Source organism: Rubripirellula tenax (assembly GCF_007860125.1).
Taxonomy (GTDB): domain Bacteria; phylum Planctomycetota; class Planctomycetia; order Pirellulales; family Pirellulaceae; genus Rubripirellula; species Rubripirellula tenax.
Genome location: NZ_SJPW01000007.1, coordinates 299,607 through 318,497, shown reverse-complemented (window position 1 = coordinate 318,497; position 18,891 = coordinate 299,607). Strand labels below are relative to the sequence as shown.

Below are 18,891 nucleotides of genomic sequence, written 5' to 3'. Positions count from 1 at the left end.
TCCAAAATCTTCGTGGGATGCGTTTTGCCGGCCTAGTCTAGCAACCGGATTGCGCTGCGCTCAGGCAACTAGCAAGTTCACAGCCACAGGCAATCGATGGTTCCCGCCACCAGCAACAATACGCTGATCGACGCATTGGTGTCGAAAAAAGCTTGATTGACTCGATCGAGATCGCCGGGCCGTACCAACGTGTGCTGACGCCAAACCAATCCCGCGACCACCAAGCATGCGATTCCGAACAGCCCCCCGAGCCCGCTGGGCCGTCCCGCCCACAACAGCACCGCCAGCAAGACTAGCATCACGATGTGCGACGCTCGAGCGATGCGAAACGCACCCTCGATTCCGAACCGAGCCGGAACACTGAACAGCCCCGTTTGCGAATCGAAATCGGCATCCTGGCATGCATAGATGATGTCGAAACCGGTAACCCAGGCCGCCACGACCGACGCCAATACGAGCGGACAAATCCAGTCCGCCGGATGAAGGAGCACTTCCCCGCCGCGAATGGCCAACCAAACGCAAATGGGCGAAAGGCTAAGGGCGACGCCTAGCCACAGGTGCGCCGCGGACGTGAATCGCTTCGCCAAGCTATAGCCGCACAAAAACAAAAGAACTGGAATCGACGCAATCAGAGGTGCTCGATTGGGTAGGAACAGTAAGGTCGAGCCCACAAAGCCGGCGGCGCATAAGAGCGTAAAAAACCAAACCTGGCCACGCCCCAAAATACCCGCCGGCAAATGGCGGCCTGCCGTGCGAGGGTTTTTCGCATCGATTGCTTGGTCCACCAGGCGGTTGAACGCCATGGCGGCGCTGCGCGCGAAAACCATGCAAAACAAAATGCCCAAAATATCCCGCAGCCGAAACGCCGGAGTCGACCCCGACGAAAGTGGCGAAGTCATGGCCAGCACAGTCGCCAACGCGGCAAACGGAAGCGCAAAGATCGTGTGGCTGAATCGGATCAGACCCAACCAGTCGGCAAACCTAGCGGGCGTCCGGCTTGGGGAACGTGATTGATTCATGGTTGAAATTTCGTGAACGGAAAATCTGCGGTGGATTCGAACGAGAGGTCGAGCGTGACGATCTGAATAACCGCCGCAACATCAGCCGATTCACTTCGGCGCTTCGATCACGACCTTGCCGAAGTGCTTTCCACTTTGCAGATACTCGTAGGCCGCCCGCGCGTCCTCAAACGCGAACGTTCGATCGACAACCGGAACCAACCCATTGACGTCAATCGATCGACAAAGGTCTTCGAACATCCGACGGCTGCCCACATAGATCCCGCGGACAGTAATGCGGTTGAAAAGGGCGGGAAGCATCGACGGATTCTGATCCACACGCCCCGACAGGATGCCGATCAGCGAAATCGTACCGCTGACCCGGGCGGACCGAAGCGATTTTTCTAGGGTACCGGCGCCACCGACTTCGATCACATGGTCGACGCCGACGTCATCGGTCAATTCGCGGACCCGTTTGTCCCAGTCTGGGATGTCGCGGTAGTTGATCGTTTCGTCGGCGCCCATGGACTTCGCACGGGCAAGCTTTTCGTCGCTGCTGCTGGTGATGATGACCTTGGCGCCAGCGATCTTGGCCAATTGCAGCGCGAAAATGGAAACGCCGCCGGTGCCCAGCAGCAATACCGTCTGACCCATTCGCAAAGGTCCCAGCTCAAAGGCGTGCCATGCCGTCACCGCGGCGCATGGGAGTGTCGCCGCTTGCACGTCCGTAAGATTCGCGGGCGTTTGGACCCAGGCACGCTGGGGCAAGCAAACCTTCTCGGACAGGACGCCGTCGATCGCACCGCCAAGTGCCGAACCGATCTGTTCGTGATCTAGATCTCCATCGACCCAGTCACGAAAAAAACTGGCCATCACGCGATCGCCAACACGAAACCGAGTGACGCCCGAGCCAACCGCGACGACCTGTCCGGCAACATCCGAAAGCGGTACAAGCGGTGGCGAATGCTTGATCTTGTCGTTTCGAACGTAGCCACCCGAAGGCATGGCTAGGTCTCGGTAGTTCAGCGACCAAGCCCGCGATTGAATCACAACGTCGTCCGAACCCGGTGACGGATCGTCGACGACAATGGGCTGCAACGATGCCAACCCGCCAGGGCCTTTGAGATGATAAGTAATCATCTTTTGAACATAACAAAAACCGGAGCCTGGGCGAATCACTCTTCGGTCCACATTGGGGGGAGGATTTTTTGTCCACAAAACCGGATAAGTTTTACTGGTCGATGCAAAGCCCCTGGTCATCATGGTCGATAATGGACTGTGAGCGATTCCAAACCAACCCTTTCGTCAAACCAAGGCACATGAGCAAAACTGAGAAATTAGCAATTGTTTTTGGTGTGATGCCGATCGATGGAGTCGAGTCCGTCGTCTTCATCCTCGAAAACGACGCTCGTGAAAACGCGATGGCCTACGCAGCTGCAAGCTCGTCCGAAACCTGGGGCGAGTTCCGCGAGCGGTGTCCGAAATCGCTGCTTGAATATTTGGAAGACGAGTTGGCATCGATCGACGACCAAACTCCGTTTTCGGATGACCAGATTCCCGGTTATCACGACGGGTTTTGGCCCGCTTTTCCTGAACGTGACCTAGCGGATTGGTTCCCTCATGATTTGCAAAAGCAATATGGTGTTCTGCTGGATACGGCCCACGACGGCAGTATCTTGCAGTTCGACGTCGACCACCAGGAAATCCTGGTTCGCCAATTGATCGGCAAAGGGTACTCCTGCGTTCGTGACGACGCGCTGATCTGGACAGCCTGCGGTTACTAATCTCCGATCGATTCGTGAACCTTGTCGTGAAGTTGCGGCTCCCTCTTTCTGTACGGCACCTGCGTAGTGACGCGGTGTACGACGCCGATGTTCACACGTCTTGAGCATCGATGACATGTTGAGCAGGGTGAACGCCCTCTCCAACCTGCCCCGTCCGGGCAAGGTGGATTCTGTTGCGAAACAGACATGCGGCCGGCCGGCAACAAAACGGACTCACCGCATCAGGCGTTCTCCCCTCTCTTTCTAACTTTGACTGGAAGAAGGGTTTTGATGAGTAACAATTTCTGCGACACGGGGCATTGGGAACACAGTTGGGCGCAGGTGTCGCTGATGAAGATCTGCCGCGACTGCGGCGGATTGTTCGGGCAATTTTTTTCGCGAGGTCAAAGTGTTGACCAGTCGTGCCGTTGCCGCCGAACCAGCGACAACCGTTGGACGCAGTACGATTACAACGAAGCGACAACACTGTGTCATGCGTGTGCCGCAGTTCCACTTCGTAGTGGATCGCGTTTTTCACAATGGTTGTGCTCGACTTGCGTTCAAATCATCCGCGATGTGAATGCGGAATGTCGTGCCAGTGTCGTTCCCGTCGGCCGACTTGCGATCGTCAAGTTATCGGGGGAAACAACTGCCGAGACTGGCGACGTCGAAGGTTCCCGGCAAGACTTGAGTCAAGTCGTCGAGAGTCTGAAGCAAACGTTCGCGTCGATCGGTCTGCTCGGCGAGCACTTGGTTGAAGCGGTTCGATCCAACTGTGCCGACGTGGGACTGGGCGACCATCATCCCGCGGCGGGCCACTACGTAAGACGCGTCCAAGCAGACGTTCTGCTTCGACCACGGCGGATACAGCAATTGCTGGAACGGCGCTCCGTACCCGCCTCAATCATCGCTCGCGTCGCATCGCAGCAAAGCAATTGATGTCTCGGTCGCTAGGACTCTTCGATACTAGAAACGATCGCATCGATTTGATCGTCAGCCATCCGCTGACGGCCGGCATCAAGCATGCGTTTGAAATGCTTGATGCCTTCGAAGCTGGATGGCGATCCGATGTTGCCCATTGGACCGTCGCTGTCGATCAACCGCTTGCCGTTGGCATCATAGATCACATGAAATGGGATGCCGTAGTGTTGGCCCCGCGTCAGACGATCAAAGATGTCGGGGTGGTCCGTACGGTCCCCGTCATCCAGCTTCAGCATCACGAAATCCTTGCTCAACGCTAACTTGTGATCGTCAAGCAATCGTGACAACGCGAAACAAGGGCCACAGTAACGACCGCCGATGCGTACCCAGACTCGGCGATCTGTTTTCTTTGCAATCGTAAACGCCCGATCCCAAGCCTGCTGGACGTCTGCTTTGGGGCCGGCATTCGCGTTCAGGAACTCTTTCGTTTGTTCCACACTATTTGCATCGTCGACCACAAACGTGTGGCGATCGATTTCTGTTCCCTTCTGGTCAAACGCGATTGCGGTCACCGTTCCGGCACCCGGTCTTTGCACGTTTAGCTCCGTTTCAAAATCAGTGTCGTTGCCAACTTCGTAGGTCATCGACATGAACCGAGCAGCGACGGGATGCTTGCGGGGGCCGACGAGATTTTCATTGACGAAATGCTTGACTTCATCCGAATCCTCCCAGGCAATCAGCAGCGGACGATAGCCGCCGAGCCTGCCGTTGCGTAGTATTTCCGACCAACGCTTCGCATTCGATTTGGGTGTCGTTGATGAGTTCGCGCCTACTCCTTGTAGTTTCCATTGCGCTACCGGCCGCGTCTCGCTCGATTCCAGGAATGCCTCGCCAACCTGCCAATCTTGGCCGTCAGCGTAAAAGGTGATTGGCAAACTTGTGGGTAAGGCAGGCAACGAGACTTCCCCCCGTTGGTTTGTTGTTCCGATTCGCTTGATCCCTGTAAATGAAGTTGGAAACTCAATCATTCCCATCGCGTTGGTTTTTTGAACATCGCGTGTGTCTTTCATTCGAACCAATGCAGTGACCTTGCGTCCGATGACAGGTTTTCCGTCGGCGTCGACCAGTCGAGCGATGAAATGTTTCGTCGGCCGCATCGTGATCTTGAGAGGTTCCGCCAGTCGATCCGAAACAACGGACCCCGCGAAAGCTTGATCTTCCGTGATCGCAAATGCTCCCAGTTTTGTGGCAATCGTGTTGAGCGAAAACATGCCGACTGCATTCGTTTTCATGGTTCGTTCGTCACGCGTCTTCCCATCCAAAGCTCCGATCGTTAGTTCGCATGGTCCCGGCGGAGCGAGCGATTCTTCCGATCCCTGGCCCGCCATCACGACACGCCCAGTCACCTCACGCGACTCGGAAATTTCGCGATGCAGGGTGATCGAATTCTCACCGCCTTCGGAAAGCTCCAAGGACCCGGATGATCGCCACTCCGGCTGGTAAACGTTGACTGCAACCATCCCCGGCGCGAACAAAGCCGTTGCAACGCCGTCGGCATCTGTGGTCGCACTGTTTCCTCGGCCACCTGTGCCAGACCTTTCTTTGCCATCTTCGATCCACTTGAAACTGTGATTGGCACGGAATTGAACGTATTGGTTGGCGATCGGAGACATGTCCGGACCCGAGGTAAGCTTGACGGTAGCCAAGACGCCGCGTAGCAGTTTGAGCGTTGGTGAATTCGCCTGATTCGTATCGGGATCAAACAGAACAGCATCGGCGTAATCGCTCACCAGATCAGGGTCGGTCACGCAGATGGAATACGTTGATCCCGGTAACGCGTCGATCCAAAATTCACCCTCCTCGTTCGTTAGAGCGTAACGGGCATCAAATTCGTCCTCGCGTTCTGCTTGAAAGCTGCTGGCGTAGACCGAAACTCCGGCAAGCCTGGACGGATCAACGTTCGCGTCACCCGATACTAGCTTTCCCTTCACTCGTTTTCGCGACACCCGCGGCTTGAGCGTCACGACCAAGGTGTCATCAACCAGCTCTGCCTTTTTGAAAACGAACCATTTGTCCCCAATGATTTCCGCATAGCGATGCACATCCGGCCAATCCGGAAACCAACGAGCGGTTGCCTCGCCCTTGTCATCGGTCGTCAAGTTTTCGTCTTCCACAATGCCCAGATAGTTGAAGTTGGGCGGCGGCGTTGCAACTTGCATTCGGAACTTGACGCCTTCGATTGGCTTGCCACCAACATCAATCATGCGGATGACTTGATCGCGGCAACGGTGCAATTCAACCGTTTGAATTGACTCGTTTCGATCGCGGATTGGCTGACGATCGAATTGATAACCGCCGATGAGGGTGCCATTCGTTGCGTCGTCTGTCCAAGCGGTAATCGCGCCGAGGTTCTCGTTGGGATACAGATCCACATCCACCAAGCCTTGGTCGTCGGTCGTCGCCGTCGTTGAGCGATTGACTTCGATCGCCAGTTTCACTTTCGCGTTCGCGACCGGCTTGTCTTCATGCGTCACCAAAATGGAAACGGCACGGTCTGGTTTCCTGAGCCTGAGTCGCATCGGATCGGCTGCCAACTTCCGAATCTGATTACGGCCAAAATACTGATTTGACAGTTCGTCGCCTTGCTGGCACTCGACATTCAATCCGTACCAGTCAGATTTCGCGGCTGGGATCCAAATCTCGAATTGGCTGCCTCGAATGATGGGCTGGATGACCGTTGTGTCGTTGTTTGCTGTTCGCAGAGTGAATTTGACATCAGGATCCATCACGGGCTGACCCTCGGCATTCACCACTTCGCCACGCACACGAATCTTTAAGGATTCGCCGGCACCTTCGATCCATTGATCGGATCCTTCGACAAGGGTGGGATCCGCCGTGGCATCTTGGGCCTTGGCTACCAATCGAACTGCGGATGTCGCGCCGCTGACCCATAGCGTTGCGATCAACATTAGAATCGCAGTGGATCGTCTCAACGGAATGTGGGACCGCGTTTTGTCGAGTAGCGATTTCATTCGACGGGGCAAGTCGTTTGGGCGAGCCATCGCCAAGCCGACGCCACGTTGATCGCGTCGAAAGTCTTTGGCGACATCCAGCAAAACCTGGGCATAGTCGCTTGCTTCGACTCCCGATTGAAGCACGTGATCGTCACAAGCTTGTTCACGCTCCAGTGGCATTCGCGAAACGGCAAGCCATACGAGCGGGTTGAACCAGTAAACTGCTCGGCAAAGCTCCGCCAACGATTGGATCAACATATCATGGCGAACCACATGAGCCGTTTCGTGCAATAGAACCGGTCGCAAACGACCGACCGGCCAAGCGATCGCGGCGCTGGGCAACATTACGACCGGGCGAAACCATCCCGCAGCGCACGGCATCGTCAAGTCGGGGCACTGTAGCAGTCCAGGACAGCCACTTACATGCAAGCTGCGGCAAACCTCGTCGTGCAGTGAGTTCAGGACCGTGTCCTGAACCGGAACTCCGCTGGCGATCCAACGCTGAGTTCGTATCCCTCGAACGATCCAAGGCAGAATGAAGACAACGGTGCCCATCGTCCAAACGACCAGTAACCGTGACGTCCACTGATCCGGCGAAGTCTTTGCGACGGGAGTATCCGAGTCGGCTTGTAAAAGTTCTCGAGTCGTGGATGCGAGAGACGGTTCGACCGAAGCGAACGGATCGGTTTGGCCAGCAAGATTCGCGGCAGGCGATTCATGCATCATCGGGTTGGCGTTTGCGGGCGGAAAGTCTGGCGCAATTTCGGCTCGCGAAACCTTGGCCGCCTGAGGATCCGGTGCAACCGATTGCATCGCGATGGAGTCCGCGTCGGTCACCACATCAGCGGGCAAGAGAGCAAGTTGACAGGTCGGCAGCAACGCACTCCACAACGGAACCAACATGACACCCACGATTCCGAGAGTCCACATTCGGTGCTTGATCGCCGCGGATGATCGTGTGCTGACGCCCACCAAAATCGCGATGACAGCCATCACGACAAACGACTTCAAAGCGACGTCCAAAAAAAACAATTGCCACAGCATCTTAGGATTCCTGTTCACGAGCTTTGTCGATGGCCTGCTGCAATTGAGCAAGTTCGTCATCCGTCAACTGCGATGCCGATTCGTCCAGCAGTGCCGCAAACATTTTGCTGGCCGAGCCTTCGAAGAACGTGGACATCAAATGTGCAATCGCACTTCGACCAGCACTCTCACGCGATTTCGTCGCTGAATACCGATGTCGAATTCCGTCGCGATGTCGGCGCAGGAACCCTTTTTCTTCCAGTATTCCCATCATCGTGCGGACGGACGAATAGCTGGGCGGGTCCTTCAACAAAGACCGCACATCCGAAACCGAAGCCCGGCCCACGTGATAGACCGCATCCAAAATCTGACGCTCGCGAGCCCCCAACTTCAGCGGCTCAGCCTTCTGTCTTTTCTTTGCCATCGGAAACCCGCTCGTGTGTCAATCCACTGACACGTGCTAATGTATTGACATCCAGGGATTGCTGTCAAGGAAGGTTTTTCGCTGTTCCTGAACAGGCGGATTTCGCGTTGGCGCGATGCAGCCAACCTGCCCCGAATCAGCAGTGTCCCGTCCTGTGTACCGAACGTCGACGCATCGGATTGAGCAAAGCTCTTGAATCGATTGCGTCGTAATTGTTCATTGGCATTGCAGTATCGGCTGCCACGACGTGCTCAGAGTACGTGTTGCTGTCACCGATCCAACCATTCGGTGAATGGGGACATCGTTCTTGGGATGCAGGGCGCCAAATCAACCGCGGTCGGCGACGTGGATTTCGCATCCCGAATGATTTCGGCGCCGAATAGACTTGCGGACAAAATTGGCAAGCGCGCCACGGCGACACATGTGCAACAGTTGAAACATGTGCAGATGGTTTGCACCGTTCACATATGTTTGCAACGTACGAGTGCGTCTGTTGTTTGCACGACTTGTTTTGGGGCGGAAACCGTTTCAACTCGCCGCGACGATCGCTATATTTTAGGGTAGTCACACAACCAAACTTTTATTTGATCGATGAATGCCATGGCTAATGGATACTCCGTCGGTTGGTACCGAAAGCCGCTTGTATCTGCCGCGATCGCCGCGTGTCTTTTTGCCTCGCGTTCAACGGCTATCGAGTACGAGATTTTTCCAAACCCGAACGTAGGGAACAACACGATTACTGTGTTGTCCGGAGACGTTGGCACGAACAACGCAGACCCGTTTGAAAACTTCGGAGCCATCAATGTCGTCAGTGGAGGCACGCTTCGGAACGTTGGCCAAATGGACATCTTGTTCCAAGAAGTGGGTGGCAGTCTATCGACCGTGAACATTGGAGCGGGTGGCCTGCTGGAAACGACGGCAGGATCGAAAATGAATTTCGATTCCGTCTCGCACTTCAATGTCAGTGGTGTCGTGACCAACCTGGGCGATATCAGTGCGGACTGGTCAATTCAATTGGCCGAGGGGAGCCAGTTCACCAATGCCGTTGGTGGCATCTTTACCAATAAGCAAGGCGCAGCGTTTAACGGGACGCTAACGAATTTCGGGACGTTCCAAAATGCAACACCGGGCAGCGGCGCGGGCGGTTACCTGGTGCAGCGAGGCGACTTTGACAACCAAGCGGCCGCAACGTTTCTGAATCATGGCGAAGTTCTGAATGTGGCCACGATCAATAACCATGGCGACATCTCAAACACGGTGAACTTCAACTCTGGCGTCAATCGAGGCGTGTTCCGAAACGGAGGAACGTTGAATAACTTTGCCGACGGCACAGTCACGAACCGTCAGCGGTGGTTCAACACTGGCGAATTGAACAACGCCGGTGTCTTCGACAATCACCCATCCGGAATCGGTCTCGAAAACAGCGCGGGAGGCTCGATCAACAATTTGGCCGGCGGAGTCTTTCGCAACGACAGCGCTCTCTATAACTCTGGATCGATTGCGAATAGTGGGCAGTTTTATGCGGGCGCTATTTCCGGCGACGGGAGTTACCTACAAACCGATGGTGAAACGATTGCAGATGGAACCCTCCATGCTTCGACGGTCGATATTGCGGGCGGAAGTTTCAGTGGGAATGGCGCCGTTACAGGGGCCGTCAGCTTCGGATCCGCATCAACGCTAAGCCCCGGGCTCTCGGTTGGCCATCTTGATTTCACCGGCGACGTCCTCATCAACGGTGCAATAATAATGGAGCTTGCCGGTGTTGGTCGTTTCGATTCGATCAACGTCGATGGCATTCTGAGTCTCGGATCGTCCAGTGCTATAAATATTCGCCTCCTCGATGGCTTCTCACCCGATGTCTCGATGGCTTTTGACCTGTTGATCGCAGATCAAATCATCGGCGATCTTGGCGCGATCGTTCTGCCGTCGGGACTTGGCTGGGATCTTCGGGTGGTGAAGACATCGAGTCTTGCCGGAACTGGCGGCGTCCTTCGATTGGTGGCCGTTCCCGAGCCGTCGTCTTTCCTATTGACGACGTTCGTCAGCGCCGTGATCATTGCGGCGCTTCGGAAACGACGGTCTGGACCAAACGTCTAATGAACCAGTTCAGTCGGTGGCTGGCTTTGCTTCGTTCCAGTTAAAGCGAATTTCCCTCGATTCGCTGTGCCCATTTACCTTGCTGTTGGCTATCGGCGGATTGCACTGGCAACGTGGTTTTTTGACGCTTAGCGAATCTCGGTCTTCGTGTGTCAGCGACTCCCTCACCAACGGATGGATAGAAATTTGCAACCTTTCATCGACTGGCTCATGACGCTGCAGTGGGAGCGATTGCTCCCTGAGTTCATTGGGAAGGCAGGCGGCTTTCTGGCGGGAATTTTTGTCAGTTGGTTCTTGTTGTTTCGGCGTCGGCTCAATGCGATCCAGCGTCTGCAATCCGGTGACTCTGACGACTTCGTGTTTCAAGTGCATCATTTGTCGCCCGATGGCACGCAATCCAATCCTGGTCACAGTGGCGATGTCTCGTCCGCCGACAACTCCGAGGCAACCGCGACGCATGCCGATGATCCGACAGCACAGCGTTGGGTGCTGTTGTTTCGTAACTTAGCTCCGAAGACGACACTGAATGATCTGTACGACAACATTGCCGTGCGGGAGGCCGTTGAGAAAGCGGCCAACAGTTGCACGCTCGCCGACCCCATTCTAAGGACGGAAGGGACTCTTGGTTTTGAACTGGTCAACGACGCGATGGGGCACATCGCCGGTCTGTTCGCCGTTACGTCGATACCCCGCGAACCCTGGCTGTTCGCAATGACGTGCGAGGATCGAACGGTGGTCCGTAAAAAGTGTGTGCGTTGTTTCCTGATTCGCCCTGATGATTTGGGGCGGTTCGCAGATTGGAAATGGTGTCGGCAAAGCGTCTCGGTCGAAAAGCCTTGGCATTGGTTCCGGATAGTCGCACTGCACCGCATCGCGATTGCGTGGCTCGCCGAAGTCGAGCAGCAACAACTGGAAGCCCAGCACGACCAATCGTCGTCTATGCCGTTGGTCGACAAGCAAGTGCGCCACGACCGAATTCGCACTTTGTCGCTGGGCGTCTACAGTTTTGACCAACCCATTGGCGAGCCCTGCCAAATCGATTGGTCGAAGCGTGTCGCGGACCTTGAAAAACTAGGTCTGAATCTGGAATCGAATTAGATCTTCGACCAATTTGAGTCTTACGGGTTTCATCAGTCGCCAGACTTCAGCGCGTCTAACGAATCACCGGGCTGAGGCGAATCCAGCTGCGTCGCGGAGTTCCCTTTCGAAGCCTGCCGAAAGTCCTGACGGCTTGTCGATCTGTTCAAACTACTCCGCGTTGCTCGGCTTGTCTGGCTCGACTACCAGCGTGCCATGGAGTGCTTTCAAGGGAACCACTTAGGCACGTCTCGTGTCCATTTTGAACCTGCCGCTCTTTGCAAGCGGAGTGATGATTGCGAAGCGACAATCCTAGATTGGTCGAAGTGTTCGCTGCAGGACATGCCGTGGCGGGTGGTCGGTCAAAAGCCGGTGGGAGTAGGCGTTCGCTCAAGCCTGTCCTCCTGATCTAGGGCGAATCAGATCAACTCGTTCGACATGGCTGTTTTGAGGAGTTGATCGTGCGCGCGTGTAAGTCGAGTGATTCGGCGAAATGATGTTTGAGCCGCTATTTGCTGGAATCTGTTCGTGAGCGAACGTCAGTTGTTCGCCGGCCGCTGAATTTGTCGTGTATCTGTTCTGTACGGCGGTCATTCATTGAGATGGTCTACCGGAGTGTCCCGCCCGTCTTGGTTCTGGATCGGGTGCGAGACTCTATGACGAAACGCGAGGCGTTGATGTTGGCTAGTGCTGCTGGTGTTCGACTGTTGGAAACGAAGATGGATTCACCCAAGCGACCAAATTGCGACGGCAGCGAATTGGATATGACTCCGATGGTCGACGTCACGTTCTTAATGCTGATCTTTTTTATGGTGACGGCTTCGTTTAGTCTGCAGAAATCAATTCAAATGCCGCGGCAACAATCCGACGCGCCAAGTCCGAGCATTGATCCTATGACCGTCGATCAACTCGAGTCCGTCGAAGTCCAGATCGATGATCGCGGCAACTTTTTATTGCTGGGACCGAACTGGGAACGTGAGACGCCAAGTAAGCAGAGTCTGCTCGGTTCGCTTAGCGATGCAATGGTGGGAGCGAGCGGTGACATGCGGTTAATCGTGAGAGTTCACGAAGACGCAAAACTAAAGTCACTCGTCGACTGCCTCGACGCCGGCACCATCGCGGGCTACTCCCAGATGCAGGTATCGCAATTTTTTCACCTCGATTGAATGCCAATTCGCTTGTAAGGGCCAGCCACTCGTCTACGGGAATGGCCGGTTCTAGAATCTGGCCCTGATTAATGGCGCCCCGATTCAGACGCCGCTGGAGGTGGCAAGATATTCTTTCGCTTGGGCGAATGGGGTCGTGACTTTCAGATGCTACGCGTCCAGCGGCGCGAACTGAATGTCGCTCGCCATGTCACGCAGTTTCTCCATTGCGCGGCGTTCGAGTTGGCGAACCCGTTCTTTGGAAATACCAAGGCGATCGGCCAGGGATTGCAAGGTATGTACCTTGCTATGTGAACCGAGTGAAAACCGCGCACGAATGATCAGCTTCTCGCGACGATCCAGGTCGTCCAGCATCACAGCCATTCGGCTTCTCAGTTCGTGCCAACGCTTTTCGCTGATAGCGGACGAACGATCTTCTTCGCAAATCTCGACATCCATATCTTGCAAGCCGCCGATGACCCGTTGGCGATCCTGTTGATTCAGCACGACCGTGCGGTACGAATTCCTGCGAACAACTTGGGTCGCGTAAGTGCTGAACCGGAAGCCACGATCAAAGTCGAACTTCTCGACCGCGCGGATCAAACCCACGATCCCATCGCTCAACAAATCGTCAAATGTGTTATTGGCATTCACGAACTTCTTAACGATCGAAAAGACCAGACGCAGATTAGCTTCGACGATTCGGTCGCGATGCCATTCGGCCAGGGCAACGAACCTTTCGACCAATTCCAGTCTGATTCGCGACGGACGATCGCTATTAAGCAGACTTCGATGCACTGAAGCTTGGTGCAGCAAAAAGTTCATACGGCGAAACAGCATCACCTCTTGTTCCGGTTTCAATAGAGCTGCCTCGCATAAACGGCTGAGGTGAATCGGCAAATCGACTCCGCTTTTTCGCAGCGCGGCTAAGCCGAGTTCGCTCTTTCGCGGGGCTAGTTCCAGAGCGTCGCCAAACATTACCCGACCTGCGCCGCGACTGGAGAAGGAAGGGTTGGTCATGAAGCCGATTTCTCGCTTCAGCCACGACTTCGTCCTGACTTTCAGTTCGTCCGTATCCAATCCTTTCAATGACGAAAGAATCTGGTCGACATCTCGGTTCGCCACGGCGAGTTCGGGTGACTTGAGCCACCCGGGGAATCTTGCGGGGATGTCCGATGCCGTCTTCGCCGGCTCTCCTGCCAGAGATCGCTTGGCGACAGCTTCGGAGGAGGGAGGCTGGATTGCCGATGGCTCAGTCATGATCGTAGGCATTTCAAAGATTCCTTCGCGAGAGTGAGGCTTGGATCGCCAGCGGAATGATCCGCGAGGCGAGTGGACGTTTTAGGGGTCCAAAACGTCCATGTAGTTATATCGGCGGGGAGGCTGCTCATCAATGGTTGCCGTCGATGAAAATCGTAAAAACATTGAAAAGAGTCGTTCTTTATCGTTTTTTGGCCGTTTTTTTACTCGATTCGCAACATGTCTTGTCTTGGCAGCTATACTCGCAAAACGAATAAAGCATTCAAAACGTTCATTTAGTAGTCGGGGACCCATGGCCGCTCACCAGCCGCAATATTCGCCCAAGCAGATTTCCGAGGCTCTTTTATCGAGTGAGTCGTCGGTAAAGCGATGGTGTGATTCGGGCGCGATTCCAACGGTTCGCACAGCGGGTGGCCATCGCAGGATCACCCTGGACGGCTTGCAGCATTATTTGCGGACATCGGGGCGAGCCTTGGTGGCGCCGGAAGTACTCGGACTTCCGATGTTGGGCGTTGCTCGCTGCCAATCCATTCCGGGCGAGTCGACGTCCGATTCGGCCGATTTTTGCCGAATGATTTCTGTCGGCGATGAAGCCGGTTGCCGCCGACTATTGAGGAAGCGGCTTCAGGACGGGGGCAGTCGATCCGAAGTAGTCGGCGGTTTGGTCACCGAAGCCATGCATGAAATGGGAGATGCTTGGAAATCCAAGGAAGTGGATCCCTACCAAGAGCGACGTGCATGCGCAATTTGCATACGCTTGATTGACGAAATGAAATCAGAATTGCCTTCCTGCAGTGAGTCGGCTCCTACCGCCATAGGTGGAACACCATCTGGTGACCCGTACCAAGTTCCGACGGCGCTCGTCGACTTGGCGCTGCGGGAATCGGGTTGGAACACGATCAACCTTGGCAGTGATCTGCCGCTAGAGAGTTTTCGTCAGGCGGCATTCGATCATGATGCAAAGTTGGTTTGGATGAGCGTTTCGTCGATCTCCAATGCCACGACGTTCGTTGCCGAAGAAGTTCGGTTTGCCGGTCAGTTGAACGACGATGTTACGCTGATTATGGGCGGCCGCGCGTTGACGGACTCGATTCGTTCACGGATGCGATACACGGCCCACTGTGACAACCTGCAGCAGTTGTCCGCTCTCGCGGCGGTAATGCTGTTGGACCTCGCTGGAAACTAGCTTTCCACGGCAACGCGTTGTACGGGCCGAAGCTGTAGCGTAAGTCGTCAACGGCCTATCCGTTCTTTTTCGGAAATCACTGGTTCGCTCTCGCCCCGCGAAACCATGTTTCGGAAGCGAACTTTCGCGGAACGGAAGACGGCCGACATCAAATCGGTAGCTCGATTCGTCGCGGCCACCGTTAACGTCGCGGTTGCGCTGCGTATTCCTTCTCGATCGCGTCAAGCAACGATAGCGACCCGTTCGAATCTTGCGTTATCTCCCAAATCATGATTCCGGCCAATCCCTCGCGACTCGCGTATCCAACCTTCTCGCAAACATCGCCGACGGAATTGAATGCGAACCCGTTGATCGTCGATACCTTGGAATTCACGGCGCCCGCAGACGTCAGCTCCGCATAGGTTCGCGACTGCCTTGCTGCGTTGCGACCGTAGAAAGGGATGCCCAAGCAGATTTTTGATCTGGGACACCCAAAGTCGATGAGCTTCTGGACGTCTTCTTTCGCTTTCTCCAGAGTCGCTTGTGGGAAATCATGATCGTAGGCCATCAAATGAACGCGATCGAGGCATCGGTAAGTTGCGGCACCCAAATCCTGCCATCCCGCCTGCGCGACCGAGACCCGCAATCCGATGGGGCCCAGCGTACTTTTCGTTTCGCAAATCAAGGCTGAATACGACTGAGACTCGGCGTCATTCTGTGGATGTTCCCAGTCGTAATCGACGCCGTCAAAACCCGTTCGTAAGCAAAGTCTGCGCAAAGCGTCGATGAAACGTTTCCGATCGGCAGGATCAGCCGCCAGCTTTGAAAAGCCCGTCGATCGTCCCCAGCCGCCCACGGTCAACCAAAGCGTGACACTCGATCGGCTTTTGATTCGTCGAAGCTTTTCGACAACTTTATCACTGATCACATCATCGCTGAGTGTGCCATCTTCGTTCGGTTGCAGCCCGAAATAGACAAGGTCAGTGACCGGCCCCGGATCACCCAACCATGCATCGATTCGGTAATCGGGAAGGTAACCAACGACAGCATGATCCTCGGCTCGCGTCGTCACCGCGATAATCCCGTAACCGATCAAGAGCAGCAATCGCATTGTCGCCCTAGCCACTCGTCCGCATCCCCGACGCGAGACCGTTGATCGAAAGCCTTGCCAGGTGTTGCAGTTCTTTTTGGCTCTCGTCGTCTGGGTCCTGTGATCCAGCTCGCAACCGGCTGAGAAGTTCGACTTGGATCAAGTTCAGCGGATCGATGTAACGATTTCGAACTCGGATCGATTCCTTCAACCAAGGCGTTCCCGCCAGCAAAGACTCGCGCCCGGTGATGTGCAGAATCGCACCCAGCGACCGCGCGTGTTCGTCTTTGATCATTTCACTGATCGTCTTCAGGTTCTCGCTCTGGTCCGCCAACGACGCATAGTATCCTGAAATCTCCATGTCGGATTTCGCGATTGCCAGCTCTGCGTTGTCGATGGTTGCTTGAAAGAAGGGCCATTGCTTGTACATCGCTTGCAACTGCTCAACAGCACCGGGCGTTTCCAGCACCGTCGCCGTTGCGGTGCCCAATCCGTACCAGGCGGGAATCAAGCATCGACACTGCGTCCAAGAGAACACCCACGGAATCGCTCGCAAATCCGATAGGCTGGCACCCCCGCGTCGTCGCGACGGACGCGAGCCGATCGGCAGTTGTTCGACTTCATCAACCGGAGTTGCCAGCCGAAAGAAGCGAACGAAATCGGGCTGTTCGATCAACTTGCGGTAATGCGCGAACGATTGTTTCGCCATCCCGTCTAGCATGTCCGTCCACTCGTTCGGGTCAGCCGTCGGCGGATCGCCGCCGGCCAGCAATGACGACCAAACGACTTGTTCGAGGTGTCGATGGGCGATGTGCTTGTCGTCGTAACGATCCGCCAACACTTCGCCTTGCTCGGTCAATCGCAACGCACCGCGGAACGTGCCGACGGGCAACGACCGAATCGCTCGCGCGGTCGGTCCGCCCCCTCGGCCCAGCGATCCTCCGCGACCATGGAAAAACGTCAGCTCAACGCCCAGCTCTGACGCAACGCACTGCAACTGCTGCTGTGCCCGGTACAGGGACCAACATGCCGACAGATAGCCGCCGTCTTTCGTGCTGTCGGAATACCCCAGCATAACCGGTTGTTGATTTCCCTGGGCCGTGATGTGATCGCGGTATTCGGGAATGGCAAACAGGTCCTTCAAAATCGCAGGTCCGTTCTGCAGGTCTTCGATCGTTTCGAACAATGGCGATATCGGCAATCGCGTTTTGTACTCGTCGCAATCGGAAAAATTCTTTCCTGTTTGACGCCACAACCAAAGGACCGTCAGCACGTCGCTGGGCGTCTGCGTCATGCTGATGACGTGTTCGCCGATCGCACGTTGACCATAGGATCGCATCACTTGGTGCAAAACGCGAAACAATTCCAACGTATCACGAGCTTCCGGCGACAGCGTCGCCGCATCCATCGGATCTTTGCCAAAAACCAAGTCTCGATCGAGCGATTCGATCAACAGTTTCTGACGCTGTTTTTCGTCGAGAGCATCCACGGCCTCGGCGCTGGCGCCCAATCCGCATGCGGCAAGGATTTCGTTCATGACACCGCGATACTGTCTCGCATCTTGGCGCACATCTAAACACGTCAAATGGAAACCGAACGCCGCGATCTGATCTCGCCAAACGTTGACTTCTTCCGCCAATAGATCACCGCCCGGGTACTTGGTGACCGATTCAAGCAACGCGTCGACGTCTTCGATCATCTCGTCTGGATCCGCGTAGCTGCCAAAGACGGGCTCGCCGCCCAGTGCGATCTTTGCCGTCTTGTCGAGTCGCCATTTCATGACGGATAGCCAACGACGACACAGTTCATCGGGTGGGATTTTTGAAATGCGCGCCTCCACTTCCGGCCATCGCACCACCGCCTCGGTGATCCGTTGGCCCAAATCATGTCCCCAAGTCGTTTGCAAATCCGACAAACTCAACGAGTCATACAAATCATGATGGGTGGACGAATGAAATTCGAACGCGGCTTCTCTTAGCCACTGAAATGTTTGCTCGGTAACCTCCGCCGTAACACCCGGGTGCCCATCGCGGTCGCCGCCGATCCACGAACCATACGTGACGCACGGTTTGATTTTGAATTTGTGACCGGGGTAGGCCTCGGCAAGCGACTGACGAAGCTCGCTCAAGTTTTGCGGCACGACTTCCCACAGGATGGGCTTGATCGAAAGCGCGCGCTGGACCTCTTGAATCACCGACGGTCGCCAGGGGCGAATGAAGTTGGTCTGCCACAGCTTTGCCAGCTCCGTTTGAATCAACCGTTCAATACGAGCGATTTTGTCCGGCCGTGTTTCGACGTCATGTTCGCTCAACAGTTCGCGAATTGTCTTCAACTTGCTTCTGACGCTTCGTCGCTTCGCTTCGGTGGGGTGCGCCGTGAACACCAATTCGACGTGCAGTTGATCCAACAGGTGCTGGATCTCGCCTTCCGTCCGACCGGCTGCTTTCAATTGCATCATCGCGCTGGCGATCGTTTCGCCCCGTTCGCTCGCCAATGTATTTTGCTCTCGTGCCCGAAGCACTCGGACGCGTTGGCGGTCCTCGGACAGGTTTAACAAATCCAAGAATATACTGAAGGCTCGAATGACCACGCGAAGTTGGGGCGGCTTCAACGACGCGATCGATCCGCTCAGCCGACTCGCTGCGGCGGGCTGGCCGGTGCGATTGTCCCACGCCAACCGACGCAAATCTTCCACGATGTAAAGTGCATTATCGCCCGCGACCTCGCGAATCGTCTCGCCCAGCAGATGCCCCAACATGGCGATTTCATCACGTAGGCGTTCCGACGATTTCGACTCGGTTGGCATTTCACTATCCAAGATTGTGGCGGGAAGATGTAGCTTGCATGGGCGAACGGAACTGCAGTTTCCTTTTGACGCGGCCAAAAGGCAAGTCGGGCGCATTACTAGCGTCGT

13 protein-coding genes and 1 riboswitch are annotated in these 18,891 nt (G+C 55.4%); of the genes, 6 read left to right on the top strand and 7 right to left on the bottom strand.

The window, feature by feature from the left end:
* Nucleotides 1–77 precede the first annotated feature (77 nt).
* Both Poly51_RS24715 and Poly51_RS24710 read right to left on the bottom strand, forming a co-directional pair.
* Entirely contained in the window at nucleotides 78–1,019 is a 942-nt protein-coding gene (locus Poly51_RS24715) for a 4-hydroxybenzoate octaprenyltransferase (protein WP_146461118.1), read from the bottom strand.
* Between the two features lie 90 nt (nucleotides 1,020–1,109).
* Entirely contained in the window at nucleotides 1,110–2,138 is a 1,029-nt protein-coding gene (locus tag Poly51_RS24710) for a zinc-dependent alcohol dehydrogenase family protein (RefSeq protein WP_146461116.1), read from the bottom strand.
* Nucleotides 2,139–2,317: 179 nt separating this feature from the next.
* Between Poly51_RS24710 and Poly51_RS24705 the strand changes: the two genes are divergently transcribed.
* Both Poly51_RS24705 and Poly51_RS24700 read left to right on the top strand, forming a co-directional pair.
* A complete protein-coding gene (locus tag Poly51_RS24705; protein ID WP_146461115.1) occupies nucleotides 2,318–2,782 on the top strand; it encodes a hypothetical protein in 465 nt (154 codons plus the stop codon).
* Between the two features lie 108 nt (nucleotides 2,783–2,890).
* Nucleotides 2,891–2,999: riboswitch (SAM-I-IV-variant riboswitch) on the top strand.
* Nucleotides 3,000–3,052: 53 nt separating this feature from the next.
* A complete protein-coding gene (locus Poly51_RS24700; protein ID WP_146461113.1) occupies nucleotides 3,053–3,700 on the top strand; it encodes a hypothetical protein in 648 nt (215 codons plus the stop codon).
* An 11-nt stretch (nucleotides 3,701–3,711) separates the two neighbouring features.
* On the opposite strand, the gene Poly51_RS24695 is transcribed toward Poly51_RS24700, so the two are convergent.
* Nucleotides 3,712–7,758, bottom strand: a complete 4,047-nt coding sequence (locus Poly51_RS24695) for a M56 family metallopeptidase (protein ID WP_186775788.1) — start codon at nucleotides 7,756–7,758, stop codon at nucleotides 3,712–3,714.
* Nucleotides 7,742–8,143, bottom strand: coding sequence for a BlaI/MecI/CopY family transcriptional regulator (locus Poly51_RS24690; protein WP_146461110.1), 402 nt, complete (start codon nucleotides 8,141–8,143; stop codon nucleotides 7,742–7,744). Before Poly51_RS24690 ends, Poly51_RS24695 begins: the two co-directional genes overlap by 17 nt.
* 591 nt (nucleotides 8,144–8,734) lie before the next feature.
* Between Poly51_RS24690 and Poly51_RS24685 the strand changes: the two genes are divergently transcribed.
* The 3 genes from Poly51_RS24685 (at nucleotide 8,735) to Poly51_RS24675 (ending at nucleotide 12,483) form a co-directional block, all read left to right on the top strand.
* The gene (locus Poly51_RS24685; RefSeq protein ID WP_146461108.1) at nucleotides 8,735–10,240 is read left to right on the top strand and encodes a hypothetical protein; all 1,506 of its coding nucleotides are present in this window, start codon (nucleotides 8,735–8,737) and stop codon (nucleotides 10,238–10,240) included.
* Nucleotides 10,241–10,426: 186 nt separating this feature from the next.
* The gene (locus tag Poly51_RS24680; RefSeq protein WP_146461106.1) at nucleotides 10,427–11,338 is read left to right on the top strand and encodes a hypothetical protein; all 912 of its coding nucleotides are present in this window, start codon (nucleotides 10,427–10,429) and stop codon (nucleotides 11,336–11,338) included.
* Between the two features lie 635 nt (nucleotides 11,339–11,973).
* The gene (locus tag Poly51_RS24675) at nucleotides 11,974–12,483 is read left to right on the top strand and encodes an ExbD/TolR family protein (RefSeq protein WP_246114746.1); all 510 of its coding nucleotides are present in this window, start codon (nucleotides 11,974–11,976) and stop codon (nucleotides 12,481–12,483) included.
* A gap of 150 nt (nucleotides 12,484–12,633) precedes the next feature.
* Here the strand turns inward: Poly51_RS24675 and Poly51_RS24670 are convergent, their stop codons facing one another.
* Entirely contained in the window at nucleotides 12,634–13,734 is a 1,101-nt protein-coding gene (locus Poly51_RS24670; RefSeq protein WP_246114745.1) for a sigma-70 family RNA polymerase sigma factor, read from the bottom strand.
* 280 nt (nucleotides 13,735–14,014) lie between these two features.
* Between Poly51_RS24670 and Poly51_RS24665 the strand changes: the two genes are divergently transcribed.
* Nucleotides 14,015–14,908 carry a cobalamin B12-binding domain-containing protein gene (locus Poly51_RS24665; protein ID WP_146461101.1) on the top strand — a complete coding sequence of 298 codons (894 nt, stop codon included), beginning with the start codon at nucleotides 14,015–14,017 and terminating at the stop codon, nucleotides 14,906–14,908.
* A 181-nt stretch (nucleotides 14,909–15,089) separates the two neighbouring features.
* Here the strand turns inward: Poly51_RS24665 and Poly51_RS24660 are convergent, their stop codons facing one another.
* Together Poly51_RS24660 and ppc are read right to left on the bottom strand one after the other, a co-directional pair.
* A complete protein-coding gene (locus Poly51_RS24660) occupies nucleotides 15,090–15,998 on the bottom strand; it encodes a glycoside hydrolase family 18 protein (RefSeq protein ID WP_146461099.1) in 909 nt (302 codons plus the stop codon).
* 7 nt (nucleotides 15,999–16,005) lie between these two features.
* Nucleotides 16,006–18,783, bottom strand: coding sequence for a phosphoenolpyruvate carboxylase (ppc, locus tag Poly51_RS24655; protein WP_186775786.1), 2,778 nt, complete (start codon nucleotides 18,781–18,783; stop codon nucleotides 16,006–16,008).
* Between the last annotated feature and the right edge of the window lie 108 nt (nucleotides 18,784–18,891).